Genomic DNA, 14992 nt, shown 5'->3' on the forward strand with positions numbered 1-14992 from the left:
GGAAATGACCGGCGTAGATTGGGTGTTGTCGAGAAGTAGAACTTGTCCAAACTGGCTTCCGAACCAACCTCCCGGGGGGACCCTCATGGCCATCATCGAAACCGCGGCGCCGCTGCACGAGGCGCACCGTGACAACCACACGCACCGCGACGTGAACGGCGGCTGGCTGCGCCCCGCCGTCTTCGGCGCGATGGACGGCCTGGTCTCCAACCTCGCCCTGATGACCGGTGTCGCTGGCGGCGCGGCCGGTCAGCAGACCGTCGTGCTGAGCGGCCTGGCCGGCCTGGCCGCCGGCGCCTTCTCCATGGCTGCCGGCGAGTACACCTCCGTCGCCTCGCAGCGCGAACTCGTCGAGGCCGAGCTGGACGTGGAACGCCAACAGCTGAGGAAGCACCCGGCGGACGAGGAGGCCGAACTGGCCGCGCTCTACGAGGCCCGCGGCGTCGAGACCGGCCTCGCGCGCGAGGTGGCCCGTCAGCTCTCGCGCGATCCCGAGCAGGCCCTGGAGATACACGCCCGCGAGGAGCTGGGCATCGACCCCGGCGATCTGCCCTCGCCGCTGGTGGCGGCCGTGTCGTCGTTCGGTTCGTTCGCGCTGGGCGCCCTGCTCCCCGTCCTGCCGTTCCTGCTGGGTGCCAGTGCGCTGTGGCCCGCGGTGCTGCTCGCGCTGGCCGGGCTGTTCCTGTGCGGCGCGGTGGTCGCCAAGGTGACGGCCCGCAGCTGGTGGTACAGCGGACTGCGGCAGCTCGCCCTCGGTGGAGCGGCGGCCGGTGTGACGTACGCCCTGGGCAGCGTGTTCGGAACGGCCGTAGGATAGCCCGGCTCGGAACTTATGCGGCAGTCCGCATAAGTAGCCGTTACTCGCTGGTTTCGAGTGCGTGATCCCCGGGCATGAGCCGTAAGCGCTGTAGGCAATGAAGCCTGCCGCGCATTCGCGGAGTGAGCGACGACGCTTCCTCCGCGCCCCCCCCCGCACCGACGGACATCGATCTGTCCCCCTCGGTCACCACAGGCACACCCCAGCCTCCACCGCCGGGCGCGGTACCCCTCCGGGACCGCCGCGACCCCCTCGGTGTCCGCATGCTGGAACGGAATATCCCGCTTTGCGAGAACCGCTCCATCATGTAACCTGCACCAAATTTTGCACTCAAGCAGAGGGCCAGCGTCGTCCCTCGGCACTCGCTCCCCCGGCGCCACCAGGCCCTGGGAGGCGCCCCCAGCCAGATGACGACGACGGGAGAGCCGATGCGTACGCCGCGCCAGCCGTCCCAGCATTCCGCGAATGGCCAGAACTGGTCCTTCATGGATGCTCGCCCTGCCGCGCAGGGTATGTACGACCCCCGCAACGAGCACGACGCCTGCGGCGTCGGATTCGTCGCCACCCTCACCGGCGAGGCGTCCCACGCCCTGGTCGACCAGGCGCTCACCGTGCTGCGCAACCTGGAACACCGTGGCGCCACCGGCTCCGAGCCCGACTCCGGCGACGGCGCGGGCATCCTCTCCCAGGTGCCCGACGCCTTCTTCCGCGAAGTGGCCGGATTCGAGCTGCCCGAGGCCGGGGCGTACGCCGTCGGTATCGCCTTCCTGCCGGTGGACGACACCGAGGACGCCGTCTCGCGCATCGAGACGATCGCGACCGAGGAGGGCCTCACCGTCCTCGGCTGGCGCGAGGTCCCGGTCGCCCCGCAGATGCTGGGCGCCACCGCCCGCTCGACCATGCCGGTCTTCCGCCAGATCTTCGTGGCCGACGGCGAGTCGCAGGGCATCGCCCTCGACCGCCGCGCCTTCGCGCTGCGCAAGCGCGCCGAACGCGAGGTCGGCGTCTACTTCCCGTCGCTGTCCGCGCGGACCATCGTCTACAAGGGCATGCTGACCACCGGCCAGCTGGAGCCCTTCTTCCCGGACCTGTCCGACCGCCGCTTCGCCTCCGCGATCGCGCTCGTGCACTCCCGGTTCTCGACGAACACCTTCCCGGCCTGGCCGCTCGCCCACCCGTACCGCTTCGTCGCGCACAACGGCGAGATCAACACGGTCAAGGGCAACCGCAACTGGATGGTCGCCCGCGAGTCCCAGCTCGCCTCCGGACTGTTCGGCTCGTCCCCGGACCTGGAGCGGATCTTCCCGATCTGCACGCCGGACGCCTCCGACTCCGCCTCCTTCGACGAGGTCCTGGAACTGCTGCACCTCGGCGGACGCTCCCTGCCGCACTCCGTGCTGATGATGATCCCGGAGGCGTGGGAGAACCACGACTCCATGGACGCCGCCCGGCGCGCCTTCTACCAGTTCCACTCCACGATGATGGAGCCCTGGGACGGCCCCGCCTGCGTCACCTTCACCGACGGCACCCAGGTCGGCGCCGTACTCGACCGCAACGGCCTGCGCCCCGGCCGCTACTGGGTCACCGACGACGGCCTCGTCGTCCTCGGCTCCGAGGTCGGCGTCCTCGACATCGACCCGGCCAAGGTCGTCCGCAAGGGCCGCCTCCAGCCCGGCCGCATGTTCCTCGTGGACACCGCCGAGCACCGCATCATCGAGGACGACGAGATCAAGGCCCAGCTCGCGGCGGAGGAGCCGTACGCCGAGTGGATCGAGGCCGGCGAGATCGAGCTGTCCGACCTGCCCGAGCGCGAGCACATCGTGCACACCCACGCCTCGGTCACCCGCCGCCAGCAGACCTTCGGATACACCGAGGAGGAGCTGCGCGTCATCCTCGCGCCGATGGCCAAGGCCGGCGCCGAGCCGATCGGCTCCATGGGCACCGACTCGCCGATCGCCGCGCTCTCCGACCGCCCCCGGCTGCTCTTCGACTACTTCACCCAGCTGTTCGCACAGGTCACCAACCCGCCGCTGGACGCGATCCGCGAGGAACTGGTCACCTCCCTGCGCTCCTCGCTGGGCCCCCAGGGCAACCTGCTCGACCCGACGGCCGCCTCCTGCCGCACCGTCCTGCTGCCCTTCCCGGTCATCGACAACGACGAGCTGGCCAAGCTCATCCACATCAACGCCGACGGCGACATGCCCGGCTTCAAGGCCGCGACCCTTTCCGGCCTCTACCGGGTGCACGGCGGCGGCGACAGCCTGGCCGCGCGCATAGAGGAGATCTGCGCCGAGGCCGACGCCGCCATCGAGAACGGCGCCCGGCTGATCGTCCTGTCCGACCGCCACTCGGACGCCGAGCACGCGCCGATCCCCTCGCTGCTGCTCACCGCGGCCGTCCACCACCACCTCATCCGCACCAAGCAGCGCACCCAGGTGGGCCTGCTCGTCGAGGCCGGCGACGTCCGCGAGGTCCACCACGTCGCCCTGCTCATCGGTTACGGCGCCGCCGCCGTCAACCCCTACCTGGCCATGGAGTCCGTCGAGGACCTGGTCCGCGCGGGCACCTTCCTGCCCGGCGCCGAGCCCGAGCAGGCCATCCGGAACCTGATCCACGCCCTCGGCAAGGGCGTCCTCAAGGTCATGTCCAAGATGGGCATCTCCACCGTCGCCTCCTACCGCGGCGCCCAGGTCTTCGAGGCCGTCGGCCTCGACGAGGCCTTCGTCGCGAAGTACTTCAACGGCACCGCCACCAAGATCGGCGGCGTCGGCATCGACGTCGTCGCCAAGGAGGTCGCCGCCCGCCACGCCAAGGCCTACCCGGCCAGCGGCATCGCGCCCGCCCACCGCGCGCTCGACATCGGCGGCGAGTACCAGTGGCGCCGCGAGGGCGAACCGCACCTGTTCGACCCGGAGACGGTCTTCCGCCTCCAGCACTCCACGCGCTCCGGCGAGTACGACATCTTCAAGAAGTACACCGAGCGCGTGAACGAGCAGTCCGAGCGGCTGATGACGCTGCGCGGCCTGTTCGGCTTCAAGAGCGACCGGCAGCCGATCCCTCTCGACGAGGTCGAGCCCGTCTCCGAGATCGTCAAGCGCTTCTCCACCGGCGCCATGTCGTACGGCTCCATCTCCCAGGAGGCGCACGAGACCCTCGCCATCGCCATGAACCAGCTGGGCGGCAAGTCCAACACCGGTGAGGGCGGCGAGGACCCGGAGCGCCTGTACGACCCGGCGCGCCGCTCCTCGATCAAGCAGGTCGCCTCCGGCCGCTTCGGTGTCACCTCCGAGTACCTGGTCAACGCCGACGACATCCAGATCAAGATGGCCCAGGGCGCCAAGCCCGGCGAGGGCGGCCAGCTGCCCGGCCACAAGGTCTACCCGTGGGTCGCCAAGACCCGGCACTCCACCCCCGGCGTCGGCCTGATCTCCCCGCCCCCGCACCACGACATCTACTCCATCGAGGACCTGGCGCAGCTGATCCACGACCTGAAGAACGCGAACCCGCAGGCGCGGATTCACGTCAAGCTGGTCTCCGAGGTCGGCGTCGGCACGGTCGCGGCGGGCGTGTCCAAGGCGCACGCGGACGTCGTCCTCATCTCCGGCCACGACGGCGGCACCGGCGCCTCGCCCCTGACGAGTCTCAAGCACGCCGGCGGCCCCTGGGAGCTCGGCCTCGCCGAGACCCAGCAGACCCTGCTGCTCAACGGCCTGCGCGACCGGATCGTCGTACAGACCGACGGCCAGCTCAAGACCGGCCGCGACGTCGTCATCGCCGCCCTCCTCGGCGCCGAGGAGTTCGGTTTCGCGACCGCGCCGCTCGTCGTCTCCGGCTGCGTCATGATGCGCGTCTGCCACCTCGACACCTGCCCGGTCGGCATCGCCACCCAGAACCCGGTCCTGCGCGACCGGTTCTCCGGCAAGGCCGAGTACATCGTGAACTTCTTCCGGTTCATCGCCGAGGAGGTCCGCGAGATCCTCGCCGAGCTGGGCTTCCGCACCATCGAGGAAGCCGTCGGCCAGGCCGAGACCCTCGACGTCACCCGCGCCGTGCACCACTGGAAGGCACAGGGCCTCGACCTCGAGCCGCTCTTCCACGTGCCCGCGCTGCCCGAGGGCGCGGTGCGCCACCAGGCCGTCGACCAGGACCACGGCCTGGAGAAGGCGCTCGACAACCAGCTGATCAAGCTCGCCTCCGACGCGCTCGCCGGCGCCGACGCCACCGAGGCCGCGCCGGTACGCGCCCAGGTCGCGATCCGCAACATCAACCGCACCGTCGGCACCATGCTCGGCCACGAGATCACGAAGAAGTTCGGCGGCGCGGGCCTGCCCGACGACACCGTCGACATCACCTTCACCGGCTCCGCCGGCCAGTCCTTCGGCGCCTTCGTCCCGCGCGGCATCACGCTGCGCCTGGAGGGCGACGCCAACGACTACGTCGGCAAGGGCCTCTCCGGCGGCCGTGTGATCGTCCGCCCCGACCGGGGCGCCGACCACCTCGCCGAGTACTCCACCATCGCCGGCAACACCATCGGCTACGGCGCCACCGGCGGCGAGATGTTCCTGCGCGGCAAGGTCGGCGAGCGCTTCTGCGTCCGCAACTCCGGCGCGCTGGTCGTCTCCGAGGGCGTCGGCGACCACGGCTGCGAGTACATGACCGGCGGCCACGCGGTCGTCCTCGGCGAGACCGGACGCAACTTCGCGGCCGGCATGTCCGGCGGCGTCGCCTACGTCATCGACCTCGACCGGGACAACGTCAACGCCGGCAACGTCGGCGCGATCGAGGCACTCGACGACACCGACCGGCAGTGGCTGCACGACGTCGTGCGCCGCCACCGGGAGGAGACGGGCTCGACCGTCGCCGAGAAGCTGCTCGCCGAGTGGCCCACCGCCGTGGAGCGCTTCAGCAAGATCATCCCCAGCACGTACAAGGCAGTGCTCGCCGCCAAGGACGCCGCCGAGCGAGCCGGTCTCTCCGAGACCGAGACCACCGAGAAGATGATGGAGGCGGCGACCAATGGCTGATCCCAAGGGCTTCCTGAACCACGGACGCGAGGTCGCCCAGACCCGCCCCGTCGACGAGCGCGTCAAGGACTGGAACGAGGTCTACGTCCCCGGTTCCCTGCTGCCGATCATCAGCAAGCAGGCCAGCCGGTGCATGGACTGCGGCATCCCGTTCTGCCACAACGGCTGCCCGCTCGGGAACCTGATCCCCGAGTGGAACGACTACGCCTACCGCGAGGACTGGCAGGCCGCGCAGGAACGCCTGCACGCCACCAACAACTTCCCGGAGTTCACCGGCCGCCTGTGCCCGGCTCCGTGCGAGTCGGCGTGTGTCCTCGGCATCAACCAGCCGCCGGTCACCATCAAGAACGTCGAGGTCTCCATCATCGACAAGGCGTGGGAGACCGGGGACGTCGCCCCGCAGATCCCCGAGCGCCTGTCCGGCAAGACCGTCGCCGTCATCGGCTCCGGCCCGGCCGGTCTCGCCGCCGCCCAGCAGCTCACCCGGGCCGGCCACACCGTCGCCGTCTACGAGCGCGCGGACCGCGTCGGAGGCCTCCTGCGCTACGGCATCCCCGAGTTCAAGATGGAGAAGCGGCACATCAACCGCCGTATCGAGCAGATGCGCGCGGAGGGCACCCGCTTCCGCACCGGTGTCGAGATCGGCCGCGACCTCAAGGCCACCGACCTGAAGAAGCGCTACGACGCCGTCGTCATCGCCGCCGGCGCCACCACCGCCCGCGACCTGCCGGTCCCCGGCCGCGAGCTCCAGGGCATCTACCAGGCCATGGAGTACCTCCCCCTGGCCAACAAGGTCCAGGAGGGTGACTACGTCGCCCCGCCGATCTCCGCCGAGGGCAAGCACGTCGTCGTCATCGGCGGCGGCGACACCGGCGCCGACTGCGTGGGCACCGCCCACCGCCAGGGCGCGGCCTCCGTCACCCAGCTGGAGATCATGCCCCGCCCCGGCGAGGAGCGGAACCCGGTCGCCCAGCCCTGGCCGACCTTCCCCATGCTCTACAAGGTCACCTCGGCACACGAGGAGGGCGGCGAGCGGGTCTACGCCGTCTCCACCACCCACTTCGAGGGCGACGAGGACGGCAACGTCCAGTGGCTGCACATGAGCGAGGTCGAGTTCATCGACGGCAAGCTCACCCCGAAGCCGGGCACCGAGCGCAAGATCCCCGCCCAGCTGGTCACCCTCGCCATGGGCTTCACCGGCACCGACCGGGAGAACGGACTGGTCGACCAGTTCGGCCTGGAACTCGACGCACGGGGTAACATCGCCCGGGACGCCGACTTCCAGACCAACGTGCCGGGTGTGTTCGTCGCCGGTGACGCCGGCCGCGGCCAGTCGCTCATCGTCTGGGCGATCGCGGAGGGCCGCTCGGCCGCCCGCGGCGCCGACAGCTTCCTGACCGGAGCCAGCGAACTGCCGGCCCCGATCCGCCCGACGGACCGCGCCCTCGCGGTCTGACGGACGGGACAACCGTCCGACGGACGGAACAACCGAAGAACGTCCCGCACAAAGGCGTGCGGAACACTGATGGCGCCTGCCCCGTCCCCGACCGGACAAAGGGCAGGCGCCGTCGCATCCGCCCCTACGGCAGCCGGTACGTCTCCCCGTACATCTCCCACACCAGCGGTGTGTCCAGCTTCAGGTTCCCGGCCTCCAGGAAGCGGCGCTGCGCCGTGTCGACACGGGAGGTGTCGATGCCCGGACGCTTCGCCCGCATGGCGTCCCGGCGGACGTCCAGGAAGGTCTTCAGGTAGGCCTTCTCGGTGCCGCCCTGGCCCGGCGTCCTCGCCTTCCGCATGGCCTCCTCACGCAGCCCGTAGAAGCCCCCGGCGTCCGTGTCGGGACCGTGGAAGACCATCGCGTCGAAGTAGACGAACTGGCCCAGCGTGCCGAGGCCGTCCAGCTTGGCCAGGCGCACGGCCGGCTCGAAGTAGACGCGGTCGCGCTCCTCCTCCTGCGCCTCGCGGAACGCCGGAAGCTTGGCCTCCGCCTGCCAGGCGGCTGTGAAACCGGGGTCGAGACCCTCGTGGGAGTCGCTGCCGTCCACCTCGCGCAGGGCGGGCAGGTACGTCGCCAGCCCGTTGTCCGGGTGGGCCTCGGTATAGCGCTCGACCAGGGTGAGCAGGTCGTGCGTACCGGTGCAGAAACCGATGATGCCCGCCGTGTAGCCGCACCCGTCGCCGAGATCCTCGATGGTGCCGTAGGAGGTACGCCACTTCGTGGTCGAGTTCTCGGCGCTGGACACCAGCTGCTGGGCCAGCTCCTTCTTCGCGGGAGCGGCGAGCCCCGCGGGCAGGTCGGCGATCAGCGCGTCGTCCGCCGCCCGCTCCTCCTCCGCCCGGCTCTTGGCGTCCTCACGCGACGACTGCGTGGTGGCCACGGGCGGCGTCACCGGCGCGTCGGCCGAGTCCGTCGGCATCACGAAGTACACCCCCGTGGCGATCACGGGAACGGCCGCGAGGAGCAGCACACCGGCACGTTTCATAGGGGAATACCTCCGCCTGTCAGTTCCGACACCTTGACCGCCGCCGTCACCGCCAGCAGCACCACCAGCCCCGCGCACACACCCGCCTGCACCGCCACCCGCCGCCCGTCCCGGGGCGCGTACGCGTACGCCAGGGCCACCACGCCACCCACCAGCAGCCCGCCGAGATGGCCCTGCCAGGAGGTGAGCCCGGCGGACACCACCAGCCACAGCAGCAGGAACGCCATGAATCGGTTGACGGAGGCCATGTCCGCGCCGACCCGGCGGGCCAGTACGTAGTAGGCGGCTCCCAGTCCGAAGATCCCGCCGGAGGCGCCGACCGAGAACTGACCGGGATCGGTGAGCAACAGTTCGAGAACCGAACCACCGAGCGATGACAGCAAGTACAGCACGGCAAGACGGACGCGGCCGAGCATAGGCTCCACCACACGCCCCAGTTGCCACAGAGCGACCATGTTCATCACGATATGCAGCAGGCCGAACGTGCCCTCGGTGGGCTGCAGATGGAGGAAGGAACTGGTGATCATCCGCTCCCACTCACCGGCGGCGACCCCCTCGGCGCGGAAGCCGTCCGGGAGCACGTCCTGGTAGACGTAGTAGCCACCGTCCGGACCGACCAGCCGCGCACCGACCATGGCGAACCGGTCCACGATCTCCGGCCGCACCACCTCCGCCAGATACGCGAGCACGTTCAGCCCGATCAGCACGTACGTCACCACAGGCGTCGTCGAGACCCGCCCGCCGACGATCGTCCGGGCCTGCCGGACCGACCGCGCGCCCTCCTTCACGCACTCGGGGCAGTGGTGACCCACGGACGCCTCGCGCATGCAGTCGGGGCAGATGTGGCGCTCGCAGCGGGTGCAGCGGACATGGCACTCCACCGCGGGATGGCGGTAGCAGGTGGTGACGGTGGACTCGGAATCCACGGCCGGCTCCTCGGGACTGGACGGACGGTGAGCCGGTGGGGACGGCGGCGAACAAAATAGCGAATGCCTGTGGACGAGCTGAGAGGCGGGGTGCGCGGTGCCGTAACCTCGGCAGCCAAATGCCGCAAGTCCAGGGGTGACGGGGGAGTCCACATGGCCGCGATCAGTCTCACCAAGATCCAGGAGACGGCGCCCGCGCTGGTCGATCTGTACAAGAGCGCCGGAGTGTCACTGAGCAAGCACGCGCTGGAGGACACCCGGGCGGCGGTCTACCTCGTCGTCGACTACTCCGGGTCGATGAAGCCGTACTACAAGGACGGCAGCGTGCAGGCGCTCGCCGACCGGGTGCTCGGGCTGTCCGCCCACCTCGACGACGACGGCACCGTACCGGTGGTGTTCTTCTCCACGGACGTCGACGCCGTCACCGACATCGCCCTCGCCGACCACCGGGGACGGATCGACCGGATCGTGGCCGGCCTCGGACACATGGGCAAGACCAGCTACCACCTGGCCATGGACGCCGTCATCGACCACTACCTCGACAGCGGCGCCCGCCACCCCGCCCTGGTCGTCTTCCAGACCGACGGCGGCCCCGTCAACCGGCTCGCCGCCCAGCGGTACCTGTGCAAGGCGGCACCCCTGCCCCTGTTCTGGCAGTTCGTCGGCTTCGGCGACCCGGACAGCCGCCAGTTCGACTACCTGCGCAAACTCGACGACCTCGCCGTCCCGGCCACCCGGGTCGTCGACAACGCCGGCTTCTTCCACGCCGGCCGCGACCCGAAGAAGCTCACCGACGCCGAGCTGTACGACCGACTGCTGGGCGAATTCCCCAAGTGGCTGGTGGCCGCACGCGCCCAGGGCATCGTGCGGCCCTCCTGAACCCGGCGGCGGGTCAGCGCGTCAGCGCGTACCCCAGCACCACACCCGCCGACACCTCCACCATCCCCGGCGCCAGATCACCGGCCGAACCGCCGCCCCCGCCGCCGTGACCGCGATACCGGACGAAGGACTCGGCGTCCACGTCCTGGATGTGCACCACCGCGCCCAGCCGCACACCCGCCGCCTCCGTGTACACCTCGGCCTTGCGCCGGGCGGCGGCCACCGCCCTGCGGCGCGCCTCGTCGCGCATCGCCGGCTTGTCGTGCACGTCGAACTCCACATCGTCGATCCGGTGCGCGCCCGCGTCGACCGCGTCCACGATCAACTGCTGGAGGCCGTCCAGCGCCCCGGACTCCACGGAGTACGAAGCCTGACAGCGATAGCCGGCGAACGTCCGCTCGCCGCCGTAGCCGTCGTACTCCGAGCTGAGCCTGAGCCGGGAGCCCGAGACCGAGGCATCCGCCACCCCGTGCCGGCGCAACACGTCGCGCAGTCGCGACACGGCCGCGCCCGCCTCCTGGAAAGCCCGGTCCGGCGCGGGCTCCAGCACGTCCACCGCCAGCCTCACCCGCACCAGCTGCGGCTCCACCCGCACACTGCCCGCACCGAACACACTGAGCCCCCAGGGCTCCCTGATCGTCTCCGTCATATCGCCTCCGTCATCGGGGCATTGAAGCACCGTTCACCCGGCCCATGCCGGTCCACGCACCAGTCCACGCACACGCGTCAGTCCGTGTGCCGGTCCATGCGCCTGCCTACGTGTCGCACTCCAGCACCGTCCGGCACAGCCCGCACCGCGCCCGCACCCGCCCCCGCACCGGCACCCTGATCCGCTGATGACACGTCGGACAGGGAAACGACACCCGCAGCGACTCGCGCCCGCCCGGCGTGAAGGAATACGGCCCGTCCGCGGCCAGGACCACCGCGGCGTGCGGATCCTGGGCGTGACGGCGATCCCGGGCATAACGGCGCCGGCCCGCCCAGCCGGCCGCCGTGAGCGGCGGCTGCCGCTCGTCCCGGCGCGCCCGGTCCATCCCCTTGACGTACGCCGTGTAGGCCTGCGGACTGGTGAACCACACCGACGGATCCTCACCGAACACCAACGCCCGCTTGGCCAGCACGTACCCGAACTCCTCCGGCGTCAGATACCCCAGCTTCTGCGACGACGCCGCGTCCTCCCGGTAGGCGTCCAGCAGCAGCCAGCCGGCGCCCAGATACGCCGTCGCCGTGTCCGTCAGGATCTCGTTGTCCCGGGTACCGGCGAAAGACAGATCGAGACGATGCAGATACACGTGCATCACCTCGTGCGCGAGGGCCGCGCCGATGTCCCGGCGATGCGTCCGGAACCGGTCGTTCAACTCGATGAAGTACTCGGGCCCCGCCGCCAGCTCCACACTCGCCGCATGCGTCATCTCCCGGAACGAGACGATCATCCGGGCATCGGGCAGACGGTAGTGACGCACCAGCTCGCGCGCCACCCGCTGCGCGCCCAGATACAGATCGTCCGCGTCACAGAACGCCACGTCGGCCGGCACCACACTGGCCGAGAACGACCGCACCGTGTCGTACGACAACCGTCTGTACAGCGCGGTGACGGCCGCCCGCACCGTCTCCAGGTGCGGAAAACCGTGCTCGACCGGTCCGCCGTTCGCCACGCCCGACCCCCAAGACGCCCGAAGCCTCCTCCCACTGTACGAGGAGAGCCGGGCCACCGGGCGTTCAGCGCCTGAGACAGTCTGCGACGCCCCCGGATCCGCCCGTAGGGTGGACGGTCATGACCACCAGCAACACCGGTACCGGTGCCGTCGACCCCGCCGTCCGCGAGGAACTGGCCCGGCTGCGGGACAGTATCGACAACATCGACGCGGCCGTCGTCCACATGCTCGCCGAGCGCTTCAAATGCACCCAGCAGGTCGGCCACCTCAAGGCCCGCCACCAGCTGCCGCCCGCCGACCCGGCCCGTGAGGCCAAGCAGATCGGCCGGCTGCGCACCCTCGCCGAGAACGCCAAACTCGACCCGGCGTTCGCCGAGAAATTCCTGAACTTCATCATCGCCGAAGTGATCCACCACCACGAGCGCATCGCGGAGAACAACGGCAACGGCACGACCACCGCCTCCGGCTGAACACCCCCGCGCGCCCGCGCCCCCGCCCACGGGGGCGCGCGCCGGAGAGCACGCCGGCCACCGCGATGACCCGGACAAACCCCGCGTACCGATCCGCCCCTGTGCCCTGCCCACCGCATCAGGCAGCATGTCGTGCATGTCCGTACTGACGCGCGACGAAGCGCAGACCCGAGCCCGGCTCCTCGACGTCCACCACTACACGATCGACCTCGACCTGACCCGTGGAGACGACACCTTCGACTCCCACACCGTCATCCGCTTCACCGTACGCGGCCAGACGGACACCACGGACACCTTCGTCGAGGTCAAGCCCGCCGAGCTGCGCACCGCCACCCTGGACGGACACCCCCTCGACCCGGCCACCCTGGACGAGAACCGGCTGGCACTGAAGAACCTCACCCCCGGCGAGCACGAACTGCGCGTCGAAGCGGCCATGCGCTACTCCAGCACCGGCGAGGGCATGCACCGCTTCACCGACCCCACCGACAACGAGACCTACGTCTACACCCAGCTGTTCATGGACGACGTCCAACGCGTCTTCGCCGCCTTCGACCAGCCCGACCTCAAAGCCGTCTTCGATCTCACCGTCACCGCACCCCAGGGCTGGACCGTCCTCGCCAACGGCATCACCGAACACACCGGCGACGGCCACTGGAAGGCCGCCACCACCCCGGTCATCTCCACCTACCTCGTCGCCGTCGCCGCCGGACCCTGGCACTCCGTACGCACCGAACACCGCGGCCTGCCCTTCGGCATCCACTGCCGCCGCTCCCTCGCCCCCCACCTCGACGCCGACGCCGACGAACTCCTCGACGTCACCCGCGCCTGCTTCGACCGCTACCACGAGAAATTCACCGAGCCCTACCCCTTCGACTCCTACGACCAGGCCTTCGTCCCCGAGTTCAACGCCGGCGCCATGGAGAACCCCGGCCTGGTCACCTTCCGCGACGAGTTCGTCTTCCGCTCCGCCGTCACCGACACCCAGCGGCAGACCCGCGCCATGGTCATCGCCCACGAGATGGCCCACATGTGGTTCGGCGACCTCGTCACCCTCAGGTGGTGGGACGACATCTGGCTCAACGAGTCCTTCGCCGAATACATGGGCTACCAGACCACCGCCGAAGCCACCCGATTCACCGACACCTGGACCGACTTCGGCGTCGCCCGCAAACCCTGGGGCTACGACGCCGACCAACGCCCCTCCACCCACCCAGTCGCCCCCGAGAACGTCCCCGACACCGCCTCCGCCCTCCTCAACTTCGACGGCATCTCCTACGCCAAGGGCGCCTCCGCCCTGCGCCAGCTCGTCACCTGGCTCGGCGAAAAAGACTTCCTCGCCGGCATCAACACCCACTTCGACCGCCACAAGTTCGCCAACGCCACCCTCGCCGACTTCATCGACTCCCTCGCCGCCGCCACCGACCGCGACGTCCACGCCTGGGCCGACGCCTGGCTGCGCACCACCGGCGTCGACACCCTCACCCCCCACATCACCGGCGACAACGGCACCCGCGCACTCACCGTCGACCACACCGGCACCCGCCCCCACCGCATCGCCGTCGGCCTCTACGACCAGGACCTCACCGACGAAGGCCGCCTCACCCTGCGCGAACGCCTCGACCTCGACGTCCCCCAGACCGAACCCCGGCCCATCGGCAAACGCCCCGCCCTCGTCGTCCTCAACGACGGCGACCTGAGCTACGCCAAGATCCGCTTCGACGCCGAATCCACCCGAACCATCCGCGCCGCCCTGTCCGGCCTCCCCGACCCGCTCACCCGCGCCGTCGTCTGGAACGCCCTCAGGGACGCCGTCCGCGACGGCGAACTCCCCGCCACCACCTACCTCGACATCGCCCGCACCCACCTCCCCCACGAAACCGACCTCGCCCTCGTCGACGGCGTCCTCACCTTCGCCACCACCCAGGTCGCCGACCGCTACCTCACCCCCCAGCAGCGGCCCGCCGCCCTCACCACCCTCACCGACCTGTGCCGCGACCTCATCCGCCGCACCGAGGACGGCGACCACCCCGGACTGCGCCTCATCGCCGTACGCCACCGCGTCGCCACCGCCGCCCACCCCGACACCATCGCCGCCTGGCTCGCCGACGGCACCGTCCCCGGCGGCCCCGAACTCGACCCCGAACTGCGCTGGCGCATCCTCACCCGCCTCGCCGTCCTCGGCGCCACCGACGAGAGGGCCATCACCGCCGAACTCCGACGCGACCCCAGCGACACCGGCCAGGAAGGCGCCGCCCGCTGCCGCGCCGCACTGCCCGACCCCGAGGCCAAGAGCCGCGCCTGGGAAACCATGTTCGCCACCGACGACCTCTCCAACTACCTGTTCACCGCCACCGCCAAGGGCTTCTGGCAACCCGAACAGGCCGACCTCCTCCGCGACTACGTACCCCGCTACTACGCCGAAGCCGTCGCCGTCGCCGCCCGCCGCGGCCCCGCCATCGCCGACGCCGCCGGACGCTGGGCCTTCCCCGCCCACGCCGTCGACGCCGACAACCTGCGCCTCGGCCGGGAATGCCTCACCGACGCCGCCCCCACCCCCGCCCTGCGCCGCAAACTCGCCGACCAGCTCGACGACCTCGCCCGCGCCCTGCGCGTACGAGAAGCGGACACGGACACACACTGACCCGCGACACGGCCGGCCCCCCACCCGGGACCGGCCGCCGGGATACCCCTTTCGGGTAGTGATCTTGAGCTGTCCGGGCGTACGCGCACATCCACGT

At 70.5% G+C, this 14992-nt stretch carries 10 protein-coding genes; 6 read left to right on the top strand and 4 right to left on the bottom strand.

Annotated elements, in window-relative coordinates; translation table 11 throughout:
- The first annotated feature begins 85 nt into the window (after positions 1-85).
- The 3 genes from QC283_RS21965 to QC283_RS21975 all read left to right on the top strand — a co-directional run bounded on the left by QC283_RS21965 (position 86) and on the right by QC283_RS21975 (position 7297).
- Positions 86-817 carry a VIT1/CCC1 transporter family protein gene (locus QC283_RS21965; protein ID WP_279563315.1) on the top strand — a complete coding sequence of 244 codons (732 nt, stop codon included), beginning with the start codon at positions 86-88 and terminating at the stop codon, positions 815-817.
- A 485-nt stretch (positions 818-1302) separates the two neighbouring features.
- Positions 1303-5841, top strand: coding sequence for a glutamate synthase large subunit (gene gltB / locus QC283_RS21970; protein ID WP_279563316.1), 4539 nt, complete (start codon positions 1303-1305; stop codon positions 5839-5841).
- Entirely contained in the window at positions 5834-7297 is a 1464-nt protein-coding gene (locus tag QC283_RS21975; protein WP_279563317.1) for a glutamate synthase subunit beta, read from the top strand. Before gltB ends, QC283_RS21975 begins: the two co-directional genes overlap by 8 nt.
- Positions 7298-7421: 124 nt before the next feature.
- Here the strand turns inward: QC283_RS21975 and QC283_RS21980 are convergent, their stop codons facing one another.
- Positions 7422-8324, bottom strand: coding sequence for a chitosanase (locus tag QC283_RS21980; protein ID WP_279563318.1), 903 nt, complete (start codon positions 8322-8324; stop codon positions 7422-7424).
- Positions 8321-9250 (bottom strand): rhomboid family intramembrane serine protease, encoded by a 930-nt coding sequence (locus QC283_RS21985; protein ID WP_279563319.1) that lies wholly within the window; start codon positions 9248-9250, stop codon positions 8321-8323. Before QC283_RS21985 ends, QC283_RS21980 begins: the two co-directional genes overlap by 4 nt.
- Positions 9251-9403: 153 nt before the next feature.
- On the opposite strand from QC283_RS21985, the gene QC283_RS21990 reads away from it, so the two are divergent.
- On the top strand, positions 9404-10129 hold the full coding sequence (locus tag QC283_RS21990; RefSeq protein WP_279563320.1) for a vWA domain-containing protein: 726 nt from the start codon (positions 9404-9406) through the stop codon (positions 10127-10129).
- Positions 10130-10142: 13 nt separating this feature from the next.
- Here the strand turns inward: QC283_RS21990 and QC283_RS21995 are convergent, their stop codons facing one another.
- Both QC283_RS21995 and QC283_RS22000 read right to left on the bottom strand, forming a co-directional pair.
- Positions 10143-10778: an SIMPL domain-containing protein gene (locus tag QC283_RS21995; RefSeq protein ID WP_279563321.1), complete on the bottom strand. Its 636-nt coding sequence runs from the start codon at positions 10776-10778 to the stop codon at positions 10143-10145.
- 106 nt (positions 10779-10884) lie between these two features.
- Complete coding sequence (locus QC283_RS22000) at positions 10885-11784, bottom strand: hypothetical protein (protein ID WP_279563322.1); 900 nt, start codon at positions 11782-11784, stop codon at positions 10885-10887.
- A 119-nt stretch (positions 11785-11903) separates the two neighbouring features.
- Between QC283_RS22000 and QC283_RS22005 the strand changes: the two genes are divergently transcribed.
- Positions 11904-12254, top strand: coding sequence for a chorismate mutase (locus QC283_RS22005; protein ID WP_279563323.1), 351 nt, complete (start codon positions 11904-11906; stop codon positions 12252-12254).
- 136 nt (positions 12255-12390) lie between these two features.
- Positions 12391-14895, top strand: coding sequence for an aminopeptidase N (gene pepN / locus QC283_RS22010; RefSeq protein WP_279563324.1), 2505 nt, complete (start codon positions 12391-12393; stop codon positions 14893-14895).
- The last annotated feature ends 97 nt before the right edge of the window (positions 14896-14992 follow it).

It is taken from the genome of Streptomyces sp. DH41 (genome assembly GCF_029813785.1).
Taxonomy (GTDB): Bacteria; Actinomycetota; Actinomycetes; order Streptomycetales; family Streptomycetaceae; genus Streptomyces.

What these genes read in the sequence shown, in the direction of transcription:
- QC283_RS21965 (WP_279563315.1), top strand. Translation starts at nt 86, where the DNA reads ATGGCCATCATCGAAACCGCGGCGCCGCTGCACGAGGCGCACCGTGAC.
- gltB (WP_279563316.1), top strand. Translation starts at nt 1,303, where the DNA reads ATGGATGCTCGCCCTGCCGCGCAGGGTATGTACGACCCCCGCAACGAG.
- QC283_RS21975 (WP_279563317.1), top strand. Translation starts at nt 5,834, where the DNA reads ATGGCTGATCCCAAGGGCTTCCTGAACCACGGACGCGAGGTCGCCCAG.
- QC283_RS21980 (WP_279563318.1), bottom strand. Translation starts at nt 8,324, where the DNA reads ATGAAACGTGCCGGTGTGCTGCTCCTCGCGGCCGTTCCCGTGATCGCC.
- QC283_RS21990 (WP_279563320.1), top strand. Translation starts at nt 9,404, where the DNA reads ATGGCCGCGATCAGTCTCACCAAGATCCAGGAGACGGCGCCCGCGCTG.
- QC283_RS21995 (WP_279563321.1), bottom strand. Translation starts at nt 10,778, where the DNA reads ATGACGGAGACGATCAGGGAGCCCTGGGGGCTCAGTGTGTTCGGTGCG.
- QC283_RS22005 (WP_279563323.1), top strand. Translation starts at nt 11,904, where the DNA reads ATGACCACCAGCAACACCGGTACCGGTGCCGTCGACCCCGCCGTCCGC.
- pepN (WP_279563324.1), top strand. Translation starts at nt 12,391, where the DNA reads ATGTCCGTACTGACGCGCGACGAAGCGCAGACCCGAGCCCGGCTCCTC.